This window comes from Butyrivibrio sp. FCS006 (genome assembly GCF_000424525.1).
GTDB lineage: Bacteria > Bacillota > Clostridia > Lachnospirales > Lachnospiraceae > Butyrivibrio.
Map to the genome: position 1 here is coordinate 21,704 of NZ_AUKB01000013.1, position 18,390 is coordinate 40,093.

Genomic DNA, 18,390 nt, shown 5'->3' on the forward strand with positions numbered 1-18,390 from the left:
GATGTTCACAGGGCAAAGTCCTGCATTCGCTGCATCTATAACCGGTATGGTTTCCGTAGCGCTTTCTACATTCCAATGAGCAGAATATATGCCCGGACTTTTTTGCAACAAATTCTCTTCCACAATTTATACATAGCTTTTTGACGTTGCTACTCATAGACCACCTCTCTGATTCTGCTTAAGAAATTCTTTGCAGTATACCTGCCACATCCACTCCCGGATGCGTCAGGTACATCCTGCAGATACTCTCCGCCAATCCCTCAGGAATCTTGCATGTCTTGGCTATTTCTTTATAGCTCTTTCCTTTGTCAGTGAGTTTCATCACCTTGACGATTATCTTATCTATATCCTTGGGAAGCTTCGTTTCCGCCCGGCCATTCCCAATAACAACTTTCCTGAATTCGAAATCTCTTTTCCCCCGAATCTCAAGAATGGCAAAAGAGATTTCCTGGTCCGCTCGTCTCTTTCCACAGCACCCGGGATTGAACCAGATCTGTCCGTCTTTTTCCGCCTGAGAGTACTTGTGAGTGTGTCCGTAGATTATGATATCTGCTTCACTGATATCTTCAGTAATCTTACCTTTGTTGTGGACTACATAGATCTTGTTTCCAAGGATTTCGAGCCAGGCAGACTCGGGAATGCCCTCAGCCCACTCTTTATCAGCATTACCTCTGACAACTGTGAGGTTTGGAGAAAGCTCTTTTAACCTATCTATGACAGATGCATTGTCAATATCCCCGGCATGTATGACCATATCAACGTTCCTAAGCGCTTCTATGACATCGGGGCGGAGTAATCCGTGCGTGTCAGATATGATTCCAATTAGCATTTTATCGGCTCCTGTTTTCAGTCTGCGTTAAGAGCTGCTTTGATCTCGGTTTTCTTTTGCTCCAATTTCTCTTTAGCTGTTTCTTCGTGCTCAGGGTCGATGGCTGTTGATACGGCAAGGTCAGTAAGTGAATCAAATACTGTATCCACGAGATCGCTTGCATTCTCTGCAACATCGTACTCGTCATAAGCATTTTCAATGAATTCCTGATTGGAGACTTCGATAAAGTAATCCTCGGGAGAATACTCAATATCATAGCCTGAGAAAACATCGGCAAGGCTTTCCTGACGTGTCTTTTCAGCTTCTTCAAGTTGGAGTTTCTTGGTTGATGTGAAACTTACCATCCAGTCACAAAAAGCACCGTTATCAGTCAAATATATTGTAGAAAATCTGAGCCCTACCAATACAGTGCCTTCAAGCTCTTCAGCTATGTTCCATTCATTTAAAATATCAGCAACTATTTGGAAATCCTCTCGATTAGACATATGAAACCTCCTATAGCTTTTCCTTTAACAGCACATCATGTATAGCTCTTGCCAGAGCCTCATCCGGAGCTTTCTTTAAAGCTTCCGCAGTCGGATTTTTCTTTACCCTAATATCCTGCTTCTTGCCAGGTGCCGGCAGCTTTTTATCCTGATTCTCACTCATACGCAGTAGTCACCCTCTTAAAGCTCTTTTACCGGAACGCAGTGCTTATCGTTGATCTCACAGACCTTCTGCACTCTTCGTCTGTACTTCTCTTCCATCAGTGGCTCTGTGGTAAGCCATGTCTTAACAACCTCCATGGCCATCAGTCCGCCAATTATCTTGGCTCCGAGGCACAGGATATTAGAGTCGGTGTGCTGCCTTGCAAGTGTTGCGCACAAAGGATCCTGACACACAGCCGCGTAACAACCGTTTATCTTGTTCGCTATCAGCGCGCTTCCATAGCCGACGCCATCGCAGAAAATTCCACGGTCGCACTCTCCCTTGGCAACTGCAAGAGCCGCAGGGTATACGAAATCGGACAGATCACAAGACTTATCATCATATGTGCCAAAATCTTCTACTTCGTAACCTTGAGAAATAAGATATGCTTTGATCTCTTCCTTCATCTGTGTTCCGGCATGATCATTTGCCATTGCGATTTTCATCTTTTCCATTTTGTATAATCCCCCTTTCATTCACTAACTATATATTACTATATTACGTGAGATATCGTTCTTAAAATTGTATTAAGGCGTTGTGCAAAAATCATTTGTGCACACCTTCTACGGTGCTCCTACAGTAGTTGTAGTATTTGGCGATCCCACTCTTCCTTTTGGAATCGCAGACGGTAACCTCGTTATCGGCAACCTCTTAAACGCTGCTCACGCAGTTGGCGTTGATTCCTGCTATATCTGGCGTGCTGAGGAGAGCTTTGAGAGTGAAGAGGGAAAAGAGCTTAAGAAAGCATGGGGAATCCCTGACAACTATGTAGGTGTCGGAAACGTAATCCTCGGCTACGGAAAGCCCGGCAGCATCGGCCCCGCTCCTGTCAGAAAAGAAGGATATATTAAGAAGGTTTGATACTCAAATTCAGCCATATGATTTACAAAAAAGGATAGAGCGTAGCTGCTCTATCCTTTAATTATTTCTTAATCAACCAGAAAGTCTTTTACCTTATCCATGATCCACTGAAGATTTGATAAATCCTCCATCGGATCCTCAGTCTCCAGAGAATGATTAGCTCTTTCTACCTTGTACAAAGGCAGCTCAAGCTCCGCGCACTTCTCTTCCGCGATTTCTGTGTCGCACCAGGGATCAGCAAGTCCGTGAAAGACAATGCCTGAGCCCTTTCTGACCCTGTCAAAGGTCTGCGGAACCGGCGTAAACACCACCTGTCTGGCGCCAACTTCAAGCTCGCTGTCGAAATACGCAGCAAGCGCTGTGCCTATACTCTTTCCCACGAATACTACGTCTTCACTTTGGTCAAAAGACATTTCTCCAAGCTGCTCTTTTATCTGCGAAACCGCCATTTTGAAGGCTTCCTTCATGTGGACTTTGTCATTCATGATCTCCCTTGCCTTGAACGGGAATTCATAATTAACCTCCACCACTTCATATCCGGCCTCTCGAGCCAGCCTTTTTGCAAAGTATAAAAGCGGCTTATCACTGTGGTATCCCATTCCGGGAAAGATTACGGCAATCTTGCTCATTTTTTGTGTCATTCCTTTCTGTTATTGATACTATTATATCCCCTAGAAGCCATTTATGCTCCGCTGTCCGAGGATTTTCTATATATATGAATAATACTGGGGTTGGGGTATGGAAAAATAGAGGAACGAGAAGCTTGATTGGCCTAAGTTTTCATCACATGGCCGTATATTTTGAACGTTGGTTGGAAACGTGATTTCGACAACCCCATAACTTTCCTCTATGCAAAAAATAGTTGGAAATTGCAAAAAAGATTTTGGTGTCGCAAACAAGTATTTGAAAAAAACTACATCACATGGCATCCGTAGGCCGGTAGTTGTGATGCAGGGAAGACGCTAGGCATCAAATTTTCCAAGTGTGGAGGCTTGTAATTTCCAACTAATTTTTCATATGACAATTTTTGTTATGCAATTGAAAAAAGCTTTCCAACCAAGTAACTTGTTTGAAGGTCATTGTGATGCACTTTACAGGGCGTTTCCGGGGATATTAGTGATTCCATAAAAAAATTGAAGGAGTCAGGGGGACGGTTCTAGTGACTTCTGTCCCACTGACTCCATGGCTGAATATTATTATCTAAAGCGTTTTCTTATTCCAAATACTGCTAATGCAATAATCAACAGAACTACTATTGTACTTACAGGGACTATAGGAAAAGAGCTGTCTGATGGCTCTACGTTATTGAATGAAGCCTCAGGTACTTCTTCCTCCTGGATATTGGTTCCCTCAACTGCATCAGCTTTCTCCTCAGTATTCTGCACGTTTTCCTGCATATTGGTCTCTTCAGCCAATTCTTCATCTGATGTAGATGCCTCTTTCACAGAATCTGCCAGTGCTACAGGCTCATCATCAATCGTTGTCTGAGCCGCGCTCGGCTTTGTGCCTGGCTTTGAGGTCTGTGGAGCACTCTGCTTCTGTTCCTGAGATGCTGTTGAAGTCTTACCTGATGCCTGCGTAGTTGATACCTGAGTAGTCGGTGCCTGTGTGTTTCCCACAGAATCACCACTTCCACCAGTACTCTGTTCCTGACTTCCGTCCTGGCTTACTTGTCCGCCGCCTGTATTTCCTGCATTTCCAGAACCTTCTGTGTTTCCTGCGCTACCGGCTTCTCCCGAGCCACCAGCATTTCCGGAATCTCCGGTTTCCTGACTTCCTTCAGTTCCCTGATTGCCTTCAGATCCCTGATTGCCTTCAGTTCCTTCATTTCCGCCGGGCTCTTCAACACCTTCAGGCTCCTCGCTCTCAAGGCTCTTCATAAGATACAACTTCACATCCCCGACAGCAAAGGTCACGCCATTGGCATCAACAGGCGCATTCACATAATACTTGACCGTAACCGTGTTATTCTCAACAGTGATCTTCTCCCCAAGGAGCTGATCCTCTACAATCTGGTCCGCAGTATCGATCGGCAGGGATCTTACTTCATTATCCCCGGAAATCAGCGCCATTACTGCGCTGTTCATGTTACTCTTTACCTTTATATCGTTTGAGAGCGCATATACTCCGTTTGGAATATCCGTAACAGTGAAGGAAAACTCTGCTTCATAGCCATCCTGAGACCAGGCCACCAGCCTTCCGCTCTCAAGCCATGGAGAAAATCCTTCAAAAGTCCAGCCTTCCACGCCTTTTTCTTCGAAGTCCCAGCTCCAGATGATATTGTCATACTTCTCTTCTTCCGGCCCATCATTGGCTTCAAGGTGCAGCTTAACTGCATATTCTGCACTCTCAACCACTGCTTCACCATCAGGATAATAGATTCCTGCCTTGAGACCCAGTGCATCCGTGTTATAAAGTCCTAAATCCTCAGTGAGCTCATAGCTCCACTTTCCATCGGCATCTACAGGCACGTTAAATTTCTTATCACCAACCGTTACAGTCACATACTCCACATAAGATGCACTACCACCAATACTGTAAGGAAATTCTGTAATCTCCTCAGAAGGCTCATCCATGGAAACTCCGGCGCCTGATGCCAGATCCTCAGCGAAATTGGCGCCCTTAAGGTCATCCGCATAAAACGTTCCGCTGGCAGCCTGTCCGCTCTGGTTTGTATAAATCGACACCGACTTAAGATTCTGCGAACTGTCGATTGGCTGAGGTGTTCCCGATGTTGCCCAATCGGGCTGTATGATCTTACTAAAGGGCATGTACATGATCATCGGGCCCTTACCAGTCATATAACCCGTGTAAGCGTAAGTTGATGTATCAGTCTCCATCTGGACTTTGATCTCGTTACCTGACCCGTCGGAATCAAGATACATCGTAAATCCGTCATATCCGCTGAGGTTCAGCATATCCATAGTCTTGGTTGCTCCGGCATAACCCGTTCCGTTGTAGTCGTAGTCAACCCTGAGCCCATATGAACCCTCGTATTTGTTGCCCGAATCCAGTGACAGATTAAAAGTTCCACCGTTTGTATTTCTCGAATATGCTTGGTTCAGCAGCGTATTTGATCCGCTGTAGCCCTCAAAATCATCCACCTTTGTAGATGAACTTGCATAGACACTGTCAATATAAACTCTGCTGCTTTCTCCGCCAAATGAATACTCCAGTCCGATTCCGTAATTACCTGTATATACATTGGCAGAATCCAGCATAATAGAGCCATCTGCACCGGCTGAACCATCATTGTTTACTATGACAAACTCAGCTCCGCTGACACTTCCCCAGTTGAAATCACCGCTCTTGTCAATCGCTAGCTTATTCATCTGCGCAGCGCCGCTCAGAGCTATCTTTTCACTTGCCCAGACTCTGTTCTCACTGTCCCTAAGTCTTACCTGAAGCTCATTACCGCTTCCGTCAGGCTTCACCCACAGATATATGCTGTCAAACGCGCTGTAGTCCTTGCCTGATAGCTCTTTTGCAAAAGAGATCTCACCTTCCCCGAAGGTTATGCTGTAAACAGCATTCAGACTCGCATCTGAACCTGTGTAATACTCTCCGTCTTCGATGGTGTTTGAAGGTGCCGAATCAGCAAGAGGGATCATCTTTCGTCCGCTTGAGATCTCAACGAGCTTTACAAATACCTGCCCCTGGCTGTTTTCCGGAACTGTAACCCTTATAACTCGCACAGCTCCCGAAACGTTAAGGTCTCCGTAAACCACGCTTGTAGCTTCGCCTGCATCCACTGCCGAGAGCTCTTTTGCCTCCTTAAAAGTCACACCGTCAAAGGAGTACTCAACTACCGCCCTCTTGCCATCTACCGCAAGGGTGCTCACGCGGAAAGCATTGATATCATCGCCTGTCTTGTAAACGATTGATCCGCTCTCTGCGCCTGATGCAGTAAGGCCTCTCAAAGCACCATCGCCGGCAAGCACCAGGTTATCGCTCTTTGAAACATAGTATTTGGGAACATCCTCTCCGAAGGCAGAATCCTGAATCATTACGTTGGTTCTCACTGCATCCGAAGCAGCTGATTCATTGTAAGACTCGCCATCATTCTTGTAGGTAATCTCGATGCTGTTCAGCTTGCAGCTGCTGTTTCCCTGAAGATAAATTCTGCTGTAGTAGTAATTTCCGGTTGAAAGAACTGAAGATGCGCTATAGAGCGTTGTTCCTGCATCATGAGTAAGCTCAGCCTCTTCAAAAACGATTCCGTCCTTAGAAACCATGAGCCTTGGCGCAGCACCTTCCGCTACAGCTTCAATTCGCACTTCATCCACGGGAATCCTTGATGAGTACTCGATATAACCTTCTTCTGCACTCTTATTCACGATTGAACTGCTGGAATACTCTATGTTTGCAGAATGATCGCTGCTGTAAGTGCGCCTGATCTCGGTGGGATTTGGGTCGCTACTGGAAACTGCGATCAGGTCCAAATTGTCTTTTACCACGTGCTTAACATTGTCTACAACCACAATGTTAGACCATGGGCCGACTCCGGATTCATTGCAGGCCCTGATCCTATATGAATAGGTAAGTCCATCAAGGGCTGTCTCGTCGTGGAAGCCTGCGATGCAGTCGTGGGCTTTATCCTCCCAGTTCCTCCCTGAGTCATAGATGTAATCCTCTTCTCCTGCCACAGTCACGAAAGCATCGGAGTTCTGGTCTGTCACACTTCCTTCCGCCCTCTGGATCTCGTACCACGCGCCTCCGACAACGCCTCGCCACTTGATATCACCCACAGATCCTCCGGCAAAAGAGCTGTCGTGGGAAGTGCCGTTTTCTGAATAAAGAAGGGGTGCTTCCTCATCTTCAGGCGCCGGAATCGGGATATTCTTAGCCTCTTCGTAACTTGAAGCCTTACCGTTCACTATCTGTGCATAGGCATATATTGAGCGGATTATCTCAGTTTCTCCGTAATAATTTCCCGACTCGAAACCGGGCCAGTGGTAGGAAGCCCAGTAACCATCCTCATTGTGGAAGTAGTAGCCAAATCCGTCCTTGTGGGCTCTAAGACTCCACATCATTATTCCGTTGGTGTCATTCTCAATGCCCTTCTGGAATACATCGATACAGGGCTGCGCAGTAACCTTTGCACCAAACTCGCCCAGTATAAAGGGCTTTCCGGCATTGTGGGCATCTCTGGTATCATCTTCGCATCTCTGTGCGTAGTTGCCCTCATAGTAGTGCGCTCCAAGGATTTCTGCCAGGTTGTCAGCACTAAGAGATTTAGGGGACATGGACATTCTGCCGTCCAACACAAGATGATTTGAATCGATGCTCTTTACGTGGGCAACAACCTCGTTGGTCCAGGCGCTGAGCTCCTCGTCCCTCTCGACCTGGCTTCTGTTACCTATTTCATTTCCTGTTTCCCAGCACAGTATCGCCGGGTCATCCTTGTACATGACCCCTGTAACCGAATTGGTTCTGTTAAGCAGATGTGTGATCATCTGTTTAAAGAGATCCATGCACTTCTCGCTGCTGTAGAACCTCCATGCCCAGTCCTGAAATCCTGACTGTGACGGTGCTTTCCCGTCTGACTCCCCCGCAAGCCAGACGTAGCCGTCCATTCCGCCTATCCAGTGCCAGTGATCAACAAAGGGAACGATCACCCTGATCCCGTACTGATTTGCTTTGGCCAGCACATCATCGAGCATGTTCAGAGCATCTTCATTAAAGGTAAGATTACCCTCACTATCAACGCCTGTAACATACGCTGTTGCACTGTTCTGCCCGTTGAACACCGGAATTGTGTAGGTCCTTGTTACATTTCCTCCCATTGCCCTGAAGGTCTTCATGGCATTTGCATGTTCCCAAGGTGTATCACTCGTTGCCTGCGGATAGTTCAAAGATACGAACCTCAGCTCATTCTCCCCGTCCATGAGCTTTGTACCGGACACAGTGATATAATTAGAAAAGCCTGCATTACCCGGTGGCTCAGCAGCTGCAACCGTGTAAGCAGGCATTGCAGATGTGAAAATCAGGCCGGCTGATACAATTAGTGACAAAACTCTTTTCTTCAGCTTCATATAATCCTCCCTTACAAAGTAATTGTTTTTGTAAGTTAAATTATATTTACCGGCTAAATTACTACATCTCTTATTCTTGCGTTCTATATTCTATTCTTGCTAAAACCCCGATTTTCTCTGTTTTTACCTAAATACTTTCTCCATACTTGTGTATTTTTACCTAAATACAGGTTAAATATCACTTGATATAGTCTTTTACATTCAAAGTCTCTTCTGTGCGCTGCTCATCATCAATGATGCCCGGAACCTGCTCTGTAACGTAGGTATCGCCTGTCTCAGGGTTAACGTAATAGCGGATCAGTGCACCTGTGTAAGATCTATAAAGAACAACAATCTCGCCATTCTCATTTGTGCTGGCTTCCCAGTAGAGAGTGTAATCATCTGAACCTTCCATATTTGCCAGATCAGGGAAAGACTCTATGCAGTAATCATGGATTGCCTGAGTTGCCTGCTCTTCTGTGATCTTGCCTGTTGTCTCTGCAGGTGTCTCTGCCTCTGCAGTCTGTTCTTCTACTGTTGTAGCTTCTGCAGTTTCTGTAGTCTCGCTGGTCTGTACAGTCTCCTCTGCTGCAGGAATCTCCTCAACCTGTAAGCTGCTTGTCTCCTCTGTCTTAGTACCGCATGCAACAAGGCCAAGGGCCATAACACATGCAAACATAACTGCGAATTTCTTTTTCATAATACATTCCTCCTCAAATTTCATAACGATTCTATGTTACTACCATTTCCCGAAAACAAATCTAAAAGTATTCTAAATTCTTCGCAATCTGCTATAATAGGCCTGTTATGGAAAAAATTCGAGAATCTCAGATTAAAAATTCATTACTGCTCCTGCTGGCATCCATCGTTTGGGGAGCTGCCTTTGTAGCTCAGTCCGTAGCAGGTGACAGGGTCGGTACTTTCACTTTTAACGGAATACGCTTTATTATCGGCGGAGTATGCCTTCTTCCATTCTTAAAAGGGCATAATATAACGCCTTCAAAGATCCCTTTTAATAAGCTCCTTGGAGGCGTAATATGTGGTCTTGCTCTGTTTTTGGCATCCACCTTCCAGCAGGCCGGAATCGCACTTGGCGCCGGCGCCGGTGAAGCGGGCTTTTTGACAGCCTGTTATATCGTTTTGGTCCCGATTATAGGTCTTTTCATCGGCAGAAAATGCAGCATCTGGGTATGGCCAGCTGTGGGAATCGCCCTTGTCGGTCTTTACCTTCTCTGCAATCCTTTTTCCGGCGGAAGCTTTTCAATATCAACCGCAGACCTGGCGCTCCTTATGTGCGCTCTTTTATTCTCGGTGCAGATCCTGTGCGTTGATCACTACGCTCCCATCATGAGTCCCGTTGCACTTGCGTGCGTTCAGTTCTTCGTAAGTGGCGCAGTTTCACTAGTGGCTGCATTTATATTTGAATTTATGCCTGATCCTTCTGCTTGGATCAGCTCTTTATCTGCGCCTTCTTCCTGGATAGCCATCCTCTATACAGGTATCTTTTCCTGTGGTGTAGGCTACACCTTGCAGGCTGTTGGCCAGCGCGGTTTAAATCCTGCCCTTGCATCCCTCATCATGAGCCTTGAATCGGTGTTCTCGTCGGTTTTTGGCTGGCTGATACTCCATCAGCTGATGTCGGGAAAAGAGATCACAGGCTGCGTTTTGATCTTTTCCGCAGTTCTTCTGGCTCAGATTCCGTCGAAATCGTAAGATCATCAGGATATCAACTGATGTTTCCTTAACCATTCTGCACTTACAGTAAAGCTTTTTACAGGATCATTATCGATCCAGTTCTTATGGGTCTCCAAAACAATCGCTTCCACTTTGGAAGTTGCCCGTACATTTTCCAGAATAGTACCAAGGGCCATATTCCCTGTTCCGAGTTCAGCAGCATCTTCCTTAAGAATAGGCGTAATGAAAGGCCCCTTCTTTCTACATCCCCTGTCATTTATGTGCCACATCACCATCCTGTCTGACAGCTTATTTATCAGGGCGGAGACATCGGCACCACCATCTGCAATCCAATATGTATCAAGCTCAAAGTTTACATACTGAGGGTCTGTGTTTTCGATGATCACATCATATGCAGTTTTATCTTCTGAGATCTTCTGCAGCTCTACATTGTGATTATGATAAAGCAGTTTTACTCCATAGGGTAAAAGAGCTTTTCCTGCCTTGTTCAGGCGCTCAGCAAGCTTTTTTACCTCTGATGCATTTCCGTAATCAAACCTGTACATACCGGTTATAACAACAGTGTCCGTTCCAAAGCTCAAGGCTTCTTTCGCTACAGCCTCGGGATTTTCTTCAATGCTGTTTAGATAGCTGTGCAGGCTTATGACTTTCAATCCGCTCTCTGAGATCAGTTTCTTCCAGTCGAGTTTTCCGCCATTCCCTGTGGGCATACCGGCAAATTTAGTAAGTAGCTTCACAATAAAAGGCGTTGGCTTGATCATGAAGTCATTAAGTTCAATGCCATCATATCCTGCACTTTTAATAGCTTTAAGCGTGCTAAGTGCACTCTCATAGCTATTGCATCTGCTTCCAATCATTATCTGTTGCACGCCCGTCAGTACTGTGTCTTTCATTATTTCAAATAGCCTCCAAGATGCTTCAAACTGGGCTTTGGTGCCCTGATCTGTGTTTTCCTGTCAACTGCGCAAAGACCAAATGTCAGCGCATAACCTTTCTGCCACTCAAAATTGTCGATCAGTGACCAGTGACAGTATCCGATGACAGGAATTCCATCATTTATACAGCTCTGAACACCCTCAATTGCCTTGTCGATAAACTTAACTCTCTGCTCGTCATCCGATGTTGCTATTCCATTTTCTGTAACCATGATCGGAACATTTGGCATCTCCTCATGCACGCGTCTTATTACATGCTCAAGAGCCTCAGGATATACTTCATAATCCATCTGTGTCATTGGTGTTCCCTCGGGAACAGGCACAATTCCATCCGGGCCGTAAGTAGTTCTTGTATAATTCTGAAGTCCAAAGAAATCATCATCCTTGATATAAGGAATGTAATGGCTAAACTCCTCATTCCAGTCGCTGTCTGCGCGCTCCTTGCCACCTTCTATGTACTGGCAGTCGTGTAGGGAAAGAGTAATACCAACCTGAATATCAGGATTAACAGCCTTGATTGCTTCCTTGGCTGCCTGATGCGCCTTTATAACTATCATATCGCCATTTGCATCTGTTGCAGAAACAAATGTATGCGGTTGAGGATCTCCGAATACTTTGGCATTCTCCATTGCTGCCAGCTTCATTTTCTCCATCGGGTCAGAGAGATTAAGTCCAACCTGAACCTGTCCCTCCATGGAGTCACCACTGCTTTTGGCTGCATTTGCCATTTTCGCCATCATCTGCTTCTTAAATCTCTCCATGAGAGCGCCTATCTGAAGTCTCATGTTGGCCTCATTTATGGTGCAGATATACTTTATCTCGCTTCCAAGCTGCTCTGTGACGAACCTTGCATAGTTGGCAAAAAGCTCTACAACCTGCTCATTGTCCCAGCCTCCCAGTTTTATAAGCCACACAGGTGATGTGAAATGCATGAGGGTAATAACCGGCTCAACACCATTGTCCCTGCAGCATTTGATCATCTTCCTGTAATGCTCAATCTCTTTTTCATCAAATTTGCCCTGCTCTGGCTCAATACGTGCCCATTCAACAGAGAATCTGTAGGTGTTAAGGCCTGCATCTGCCAGCATCTTGATGTCTTCTTCGTATCTGTTATAGTGATCCACAGCATCCAGTGAAGGCTCAACGAACTGTGAATACTCCATATTCTCCATTACCCAGTAATCTGAATTTGTATTGTTTCCTTCAACCTGGTGGGCTGCCGTAGAAGCGCCCAGCATAAATCCGTTCTCGAACTTGTTCATTTTCCTATCCTCCATAATTTAAATCTCATAACTTCCGCTTGTCAGAATTCTCTTTTCCCCGCCCGGGAGCTCCAGCTCTGCTTCCATTCCTTCAGGAATTTCAAAGTGGTAAGCAAAAGTATTCGCGTTCTCAATATATCTCCATTCAGAAACAATGCGCCCTTTAGGCGAATCATAGTAGCCCTTTGCAAACTTAAGTCTCTCATCCGGCAGAGGCTTTATCAGGACTTTGTCAAAATCGTACCTGATTCCCAAGACACCGGACAAAAGCCATCCGGAAACAGCTCCATAGGAGTAGTGATTCAGTGAATCATGGACAGTGCCGTCTTCTCTGACGCCATCCCAGGTCTCCCAGATAGTGGTAGCACCTTTCTCCACCGCATAGAGCCACGAAGGATAGCTTTTTTGCAACAGCAGCCTGTATGCCGTATCCACATAGCCGTAATCTGCAAGCACACTGCACAGGAAAGGCGTTGAAAGGAAGCCCGTATTAAGATGATAGTCATTTTTCACTACCAGCTCATTTAAGTCCTTAGCAGCTTCCACTGCCTCTTTTTCAGGTAAAAGACAAAACGCAAGTGGCCTTACGTACTCGCACTGCCTGTCAGATCTTATATGCCCGTCTTTCAGAACCAGATATCTGTATGCCTCAGTCGCCTTTTCCGAGATCTCTTTGTACTTATCCGCATCGGCGCCATTTCCAAGGAGCTCTGATATTTTGGCGAGAATCCCCGATGAATATGCATAGTAAGCTGTTGCCACTTCAGGCTGGCCATCCTTGAAAGCAGCCATCATGGTCTTCATAACATCTGCTCCGGGCTCGCACCACTCACCGTAGTCCATTCCGGTGTCGATGATGTATTTTCTGTAAGGGTTCTTTCCAAAGCGGTTCTTGAGCTTGCTCTTGCCTGCCCTTCTTCCGAGGAAATCCACCCACTTCTTCATCATTTCATAGTTGTCTTTAAGTATCTGCTCATCGCCGTATATTCTGTACAGATTCCAGGGCACTATAACAGCCGCATCGCCCCAGCCTACTGAAGCTGAGAACATCTCTGCTATCTTGCCGGGATTTGAGTTCTTGGGACAGATATACGCCATCTTGCCATCTGAATGCTGCCCTATCCTCACGTTCGCAAGCCATTTCTCGTAAACTCCCCTGCAGTCCATGAGGTACGCACCTGTCCTCACAAAGACCGCTGCATCGCCTGTCCATCCGGCTCTTTCCCTTGTGGGACAATCAGTAGGAATATCGCAGAAGTTCGACTTCATGGACCATACACTGTTTTTAAAGAGCTTGTTTACTTCATCCACGCCACATTCAAAGCCCGCTGTTTCCTTCATGTCCGAATAAACAGCAATGCTCTTTATTTTGATGTTTTCCGGTAAAATATCGCCCGTTATCTTGGCATATCTGAATCCAAACATCGAAAAATGCGGCTTAAACTCATTTCTTCCGCTCTTGCAGATATAGTTTATTTCCTGCTTGATTCCGCCGGATTTGTTTCTGTCTCCTGGCTGGAAATTACTGATCGTGAAGTTTCCGTTTTCATCCAGGGTTTCACCGTGGACGAGGCAGATCTTCTCACCGCCTTTGGCGTTTTCTACCACAAAAGAAGTATAACCGGCGAGGTTCTGGCCGAAATCAAATACACTCTCTCCACTTGGAGTAGTGATGAGCCTTCCTTCAAATACCTCATGCTCAGTGATAAATGGCGCCCTCTGGGCTGTCAGATTTCTTTTGTCAAAAGACATCTCCACGGCCTTATGCCACTCACCAAAGCCCGCACCGGCATCATAGGTCTCTCCCAGCTCAAGGTCCGTAAGCTTTATGGGACCATTTTCACAGGCATCCCAGCTGCAATCCGTGACAAGTATCGGATTCTCCATGTCTCCATCGCCTATCACTGCGCACAGAAATGAAATATCCTTGCCGTAGAGGTTTCTCACGCCGTCAATTCCGTTGCATCCTCTGTACCAACCATCACCAAGCGTTATAAATATCTCGTTTTCACCGGGCTTTAGCACTTCAGTGATCTCATACTCCTGATACTGAAGCCTTTTATCATACTCATCGCATCCCGGTGTCAGACGTGCATCCGTGATTTCCCGGCCATTTATCAGTATTTCATATAAGCCGTGTGCTGTAGCATATATGCAAACTTTCCCCTCTTTATAAGAGAATGTGGTCCTTAAATATCCTGCTCCCTTTCTCTTATCAGGTTCTGTCACGGTTTCAGGTGATATCCACTTTGCTTTTTCAAAAATCTTAGCCGCTTCCATTTAATACCTCTGTTTTAGCGCTTTTTGATATTCATAAGAGCATTTGAAAGTGCCTTAATCTCGTCGGATTCTATATCCATTCCGCCCTGTTGCAGGAGCTTCTTAAGGGGCTGGCGGGCGATCATCTGCTGCATTGCTTCTGAAATCTCTACGCCTTCTCCCATTCCGCCTGCTGTTCTTGATGTCATTGCAGCCATCATCCTGTCGAGAATTGCTTTTCCTTCAGGAATAGCCTGAATTTCAGCCATTGTACTTGAAAGGGAGAGATATCCCTCTTTTTCCTCAGGCTCATCTGCCTTATCAAACCAGTTTCGTACCTTCTTATCCGGTGCGAAATATGCCGGATTAGGCTCGGAAACCTTTGCTATCTCCATTTCATCAGATAACTCGCCTGAAACAGCCTTTATTGTATGTACTCCGGTTATGGGAACATTAAACTTAAAGACATGTTCTCCGCTTGCGCTTCCTACTTCTACGCCGTCAACAAAGAGTGTGACGGACTTTTGGTTTGAATATACCTTTATCTCTGTATTATCCTCGATGCGATCGTGATATCTTTTTCCGCAAAGATGGATGAAAGGCTCATCTGACCACCATGCTTTATAAATGTAATAGGCGTCTTTCTTCTGCTTTCTGTCAAAGGTGATGACACCCTTGTGGTTTTTGCCCGGATCTCCTGCCTCATCACGTCCTGCTGCAGCAAACTCGAACATATTCCAGAGATATGTTCCCCAGATATATGGACGGGTGCTGAACATTTCAAGCATATGCTCGTGATAAACAGCCTGATAACTCTCTGTATAATCGCCTTTTTCAGGTATTGGAGACTGAAGCGTAATTACTGAATCTGCGCCATACTCCGTAAGTCCTATTGCCACATCAGGATGCTGACTATGGAAGTCGTCAAACCACTTGTCATTGTCCTCCATCTCGCCTACATACCAGCCATAGTAGAGATTGTAGCCGCGAATATCAGGCAGTGTAACAAGAGGCGAGTCTGTCTCAAGAAGGAACAGATTTGCCATGGCAGAATATCTGATAGGATCCATCTCGTGGACAATATCGTTTAATATCCTGTGATTCTCCAAAAGGTCTTCAGTTACGCCTTGCAGAGATATTTCATTTGAAAGTGCCCAGCACATTATTGATGCATGATTGTAATTCTGGCTTATCAGCTCTTTCATCTGGGATATGGTGTTCTCTCTTCCACTGTCCATATGTACGGTAATATATGGAATCTCAGCCCATACCACTATGCCCTTTTCATCGCAAAGATCATAGAAGTACTGATCGTGCTGATAGTGTGCAAGCCTTATGGAATTGGCGCCCATGGAGAGGATGAGATCAATGTCCTCCTTGTGCATTTCTTTTGTCAGTGCATTGCCAACTCCTGCCCTGTCCTGATGTCTTGAGACTCCTCTAAGCGGATAGCTTTCTCCGTTTAGGAAAAATCCCTTTTGAGGGTCAACATGGAACTGTCTTACTCCAAATCTGTCATAAATTCTGTCACACTCTTTTGTTCCATCCAAAAGAGTTGCTGTTATGTTGTACAAGAACGGATCCTTGAGACCGTTCCATAAATGTGGCGCATTTATCGTAATCTTACCGCAGGCAACATATCCACAAGATGCATCCTCTGCCGGAACCACCTCAAACTCCTGCTCTGTTACACCATCTATTGATATTCTTACGCGCTCTCCGCCGCTCGTGTATGCCTTTATTTCAATTTCAGCTTCATTTCCGTTTAGTCTTGGTGTGACGTACAGTCCTTTTCCACCATAATAGTCCATGTCAAAGTGCTTTTCATCCACAACCACAAGATAAACATCTCTGTAAATGCCACCATAGAAAGTGAAATCCGCTTTCTGTGGATACACCCTTGTATTGGGCTCGTTGGAAACAGAAACTACCATCTCATTTGAATCTGAAAGTACCTCTGTAATATCTTCCCTGAAACACGAATATCCGCCATCATGGCTCGCAACCTCACGGCCGTTTAAAGCAACTTTTGCAGAAGAATTAACGCCGCGAAATTCCACATACGCCCGCTGTCCTTCTTCCATTACCGGTCTTTCAAATGTCTTTTTATAAAGGCAGGTTCCTCTGTAATACTGCTCGGGACCTGTCTGTCCGTCAATAGCATTCCAGGTATGAGGAAGAGTTACACTCTCGCTCTTTCCCTCTTTTTCAAATATCCAGTTATCATTCCAAAGAATTGTTGTTCGCATGTTTCACCTCTCCAGCTTTTTACTGCCCCATTGCAGCTTTTTTCTTCTCGCCGATACTCTTCTGGATCTCTTCCATCTTCTCGTATGTGAGCTCAGAATTCTTCATTGCCAAAAGTGTGCAGATCCATCCCACTATAGGGAATCCGATAAGAAGTATTACGGTCATAACCCTGACGCCAAAGGTAAGCGGATCGCCCTGCTGCGGAGCAGTAGTTGTATATCCTATAAGTCCGATCATGAGTGTTGCGATAGTTGCACCAAAGGATGAAACTATTTTGTCAATGAAGCTGTAAGTAGCTGATACTGTCGCAGGCATGTATTTTCCTGAGCGATCCATCTCATAGTCAACAACATCCATTCTGAACGCGCTTGTTGATACAGAAACAACCATCTTCATTGCGTTATTTCCAAATGTAAAGAGTACATAAGTGATTGCCATGAGAACTGCTCCGGTTGATAAGTTGCCACCGAATACTGTTCCCACAAGAGTTGTAGGTGTAAATAAAAGATATACTGCAAATGCGATATTCAGTCCGATACAGTTCTTGGTCCAGTCGATCATTACCTTTCTGCTACCCTGTTTACCTGCAATCTTCGCACCAATAATTGCAAAAATAATGGATGGAAGCATTGCAACAGCAGAAAGAATTGATGAAATAGCCATGGATCCTAGCATGATTCCGTTAAGCATTGTGGAAACTACTGCTGCAGAACCTATCGTCTGGGCTAGCTTATCGGATGTTGCAGCCATGATGAATCTCTGAAGCTCTTTATTCTCCTTGATTAGTGCCAGCATGTCCTTAAAGCTAGGCTTTTCATCTGCCTCGCCGGCCTTTTTAATCCCTTCGAAATTCTCAGGAATATCGTATGGCGCAATTCCAATGCATGCCAGAATGTAGAAAAAGAGTGAAACAAGTATTACCACTACATTGTAAGTTGCGAAGTATTCTGTTCCCTGAATGTTATTAAATCTTGGGAGAATCACAGCCGATGCCACAACGCTCATGATCATCGGAACCAGATATGAATACGCTGTACTCCAGACACCGATTGTAGGACGCTGTTTTGGATCATTTGTCAGAATGTTCATATTGATCTGACCTGCTATACTTACGAATGTATAACCAATGATATAGATCACATAGCAGAGGACAAAAAATGTTATTCCCGCTGCACCCGTAAGTGACAGCTTTGCCCCTATATTGCACATCAGCGTCGTAGCAATGGCCATAAGAAGCCATCCAAACATGATTGAAAATCTTACTTTTCCAAATCTGGAATTAAATCTTTCCAGGAAAAAAGCTATTACCGGGTCTGTAATTCCATCCAAAAGCCTTGATCCTGTGATAATAAGTCCTGTAACTGCAACAAGTATTCCAAAGTTGGAATTTCCAATATATGTTGCACCATTCATCAGCAGATAAAATGCCATCTGCCCTGCACCTGTCATCATTGCAAGCGCAATATGCCAGGTTTTAGCTCTTTTATAAGTTACCCCATTTTCTTCTCTTATCAGAGATTTGTCCTTACTCATTATTAACCCCTTTCAGTTGCATGATAATCTTTGAAAGCTTTCCTGTTATGGTCATAGTATCATTT

The 18,390-nt window shown here is 45.2% G+C and carries 14 protein-coding genes; 2 read left to right on the forward strand and 12 right to left on the reverse strand.

The features are described 5' to 3' along the window. Nucleotides 1-178 precede the first annotated feature (178 nt). The 4 genes from G633_RS17445 to G633_RS0104910 are packed head-to-tail and all read right to left on the reverse strand — an operon-like array spanning nt 179 to nt 1,971. Nucleotides 179-829 carry a metallophosphoesterase family protein gene (locus tag G633_RS17445; protein WP_022767563.1) on the reverse strand — a complete coding sequence of 217 codons (651 nt, stop codon included), beginning with the start codon at nt 827-829 and terminating at the stop codon, nt 179-181. A gap of 17 nt (nt 830-846) precedes the next feature. Next, nucleotides 847-1,314, reverse strand: coding sequence for a hypothetical protein (locus G633_RS0104900; protein WP_022767564.1), 468 nt, complete (start codon nt 1,312-1,314; stop codon nt 847-849). Between the two features lie 10 nt (nt 1,315-1,324). Beyond that, nucleotides 1,325-1,477 carry a hypothetical protein gene (locus tag G633_RS19890; protein WP_022767565.1) on the reverse strand — a complete coding sequence of 51 codons (153 nt, stop codon included), beginning with the start codon at nt 1,475-1,477 and terminating at the stop codon, nt 1,325-1,327. A gap of 17 nt (nt 1,478-1,494) precedes the next feature. Next, nucleotides 1,495-1,971 (reverse strand): RpiB/LacA/LacB family sugar-phosphate isomerase, encoded by a 477-nt coding sequence (locus G633_RS0104910; protein ID WP_022767566.1) that lies wholly within the window; start codon nt 1,969-1,971, stop codon nt 1,495-1,497. A gap of 82 nt (nt 1,972-2,053) precedes the next feature. Between G633_RS0104910 and G633_RS17450 the strand changes: the two genes are divergently transcribed. Next, nucleotides 2,054-2,377 carry a nitroreductase family protein gene (locus G633_RS17450; protein ID WP_081647054.1) on the forward strand — a complete coding sequence of 108 codons (324 nt, stop codon included), beginning with the start codon at nt 2,054-2,056 and terminating at the stop codon, nt 2,375-2,377. A 68-nt stretch (nt 2,378-2,445) separates the two neighbouring features. Here G633_RS17450 and G633_RS17455 read toward each other — a convergent pair whose 3' ends face one another. The 3 genes from G633_RS17455 to G633_RS0104930 form a co-directional block, all read right to left on the reverse strand. Further along, entirely contained in the window at nt 2,446-3,006 is a 561-nt protein-coding gene (locus G633_RS17455; RefSeq protein WP_022767568.1) for an alpha/beta hydrolase, read from the reverse strand. A 567-nt stretch (nt 3,007-3,573) separates the two neighbouring features. After that, a complete protein-coding gene (locus G633_RS0104925; protein ID WP_026519229.1) occupies nt 3,574-8,412 on the reverse strand; it encodes a carbohydrate binding domain-containing protein in 4,839 nt (1,612 codons plus the stop codon). Between the two features lie 178 nt (nt 8,413-8,590). Next, complete coding sequence (locus G633_RS0104930; RefSeq protein ID WP_026519230.1) at nt 8,591-9,091, reverse strand: hypothetical protein; 501 nt, start codon at nt 9,089-9,091, stop codon at nt 8,591-8,593. Between the two features lie 107 nt (nt 9,092-9,198). Between G633_RS0104930 and G633_RS0104935 the strand changes: the two genes are divergently transcribed. Then, a complete protein-coding gene (locus G633_RS0104935) occupies nt 9,199-10,104 on the forward strand; it encodes a DMT family transporter (protein WP_035770752.1) in 906 nt (301 codons plus the stop codon). A gap of 5 nt (nt 10,105-10,109) precedes the next feature. Here the strand turns inward: G633_RS0104935 and G633_RS0104940 are convergent, their stop codons facing one another. The 5 genes from G633_RS0104940 to G633_RS0104960 are packed head-to-tail and all read right to left on the reverse strand — an operon-like array spanning nt 10,110 to nt 18,325. Continuing rightward, the gene (locus tag G633_RS0104940) at nt 10,110-10,979 is read right to left on the reverse strand and encodes a sugar phosphate isomerase/epimerase family protein (protein WP_026519232.1); all 870 of its coding nucleotides are present in this window, start codon (nt 10,977-10,979) and stop codon (nt 10,110-10,112) included. Continuing rightward, nucleotides 10,979-12,283, reverse strand: a complete 1,305-nt coding sequence (locus tag G633_RS0104945) for a glycoside hydrolase family 1 protein (RefSeq protein ID WP_026519233.1) — start codon at nt 12,281-12,283, stop codon at nt 10,979-10,981. Before G633_RS0104945 ends, G633_RS0104940 begins: the two co-directional genes overlap by 1 nt. 18 nt (nt 12,284-12,301) lie before the next feature. Then, the gene (locus tag G633_RS0104950; RefSeq protein WP_026519234.1) at nt 12,302-14,563 is read right to left on the reverse strand and encodes an alpha-L-rhamnosidase; all 2,262 of its coding nucleotides are present in this window, start codon (nt 14,561-14,563) and stop codon (nt 12,302-12,304) included. A 14-nt stretch (nt 14,564-14,577) separates the two neighbouring features. Next, nucleotides 14,578-16,791, reverse strand: coding sequence for a glycoside hydrolase family 2 protein (locus G633_RS0104955; protein ID WP_026519235.1), 2,214 nt, complete (start codon nt 16,789-16,791; stop codon nt 14,578-14,580). Between the two features lie 19 nt (nt 16,792-16,810). Continuing rightward, nucleotides 16,811-18,325, reverse strand: a complete 1,515-nt coding sequence (locus tag G633_RS0104960) for an MFS transporter (protein WP_022767575.1) — start codon at nt 18,323-18,325, stop codon at nt 16,811-16,813. Between the last annotated feature and the right edge of the window lie 65 nt (nt 18,326-18,390).

Bases quoted from the DNA above. Each gene is read 5' to 3' on its own strand.
- G633_RS17445 (WP_022767563.1), bottom strand. From the start codon at position 829: ATGCTAATTGGAATCATATCTGACACGCACGGATTACTCCGCCCCGAT.
- G633_RS0104900 (WP_022767564.1), bottom strand. From the start codon at position 1,314: ATGTCTAATCGAGAGGATTTCCAAATAGTTGCTGATATTTTAAATGAA.
- G633_RS19890 (WP_022767565.1), bottom strand. From the start codon at position 1,477: ATGAGTGAGAATCAGGATAAAAAGCTGCCGGCACCTGGCAAGAAGCAG.
- G633_RS0104910 (WP_022767566.1), bottom strand. From the start codon at position 1,971: ATGGAAAAGATGAAAATCGCAATGGCAAATGATCATGCCGGAACACAG.
- G633_RS17455 (WP_022767568.1), bottom strand. From the start codon at position 3,006: ATGAGCAAGATTGCCGTAATCTTTCCCGGAATGGGATACCACAGTGAT.
- G633_RS0104925 (WP_026519229.1), bottom strand. From the start codon at position 8,412: ATGAAGCTGAAGAAAAGAGTTTTGTCACTAATTGTATCAGCCGGCCTG.
- G633_RS0104930 (WP_026519230.1), bottom strand. From the start codon at position 9,091: ATGAAAAAGAAATTCGCAGTTATGTTTGCATGTGTTATGGCCCTTGGC.
- G633_RS0104935 (WP_035770752.1), top strand. From the start codon at position 9,199: ATGGAAAAAATTCGAGAATCTCAGATTAAAAATTCATTACTGCTCCTG.
- G633_RS0104940 (WP_026519232.1), bottom strand. From the start codon at position 10,979: ATGAAAGACACAGTACTGACGGGCGTGCAACAGATAATGATTGGAAGC.
- G633_RS0104945 (WP_026519233.1), bottom strand. From the start codon at position 12,283: ATGAACAAGTTCGAGAACGGATTTATGCTGGGCGCTTCTACGGCAGCC.
- G633_RS0104950 (WP_026519234.1), bottom strand. From the start codon at position 14,563: ATGGAAGCGGCTAAGATTTTTGAAAAAGCAAAGTGGATATCACCTGAA.
- G633_RS0104955 (WP_026519235.1), bottom strand. From the start codon at position 16,791: ATGCGAACAACAATTCTTTGGAATGATAACTGGATATTTGAAAAAGAG.
- G633_RS0104960 (WP_022767575.1), bottom strand. From the start codon at position 18,325: ATGAGTAAGGACAAATCTCTGATAAGAGAAGAAAATGGGGTAACTTAT.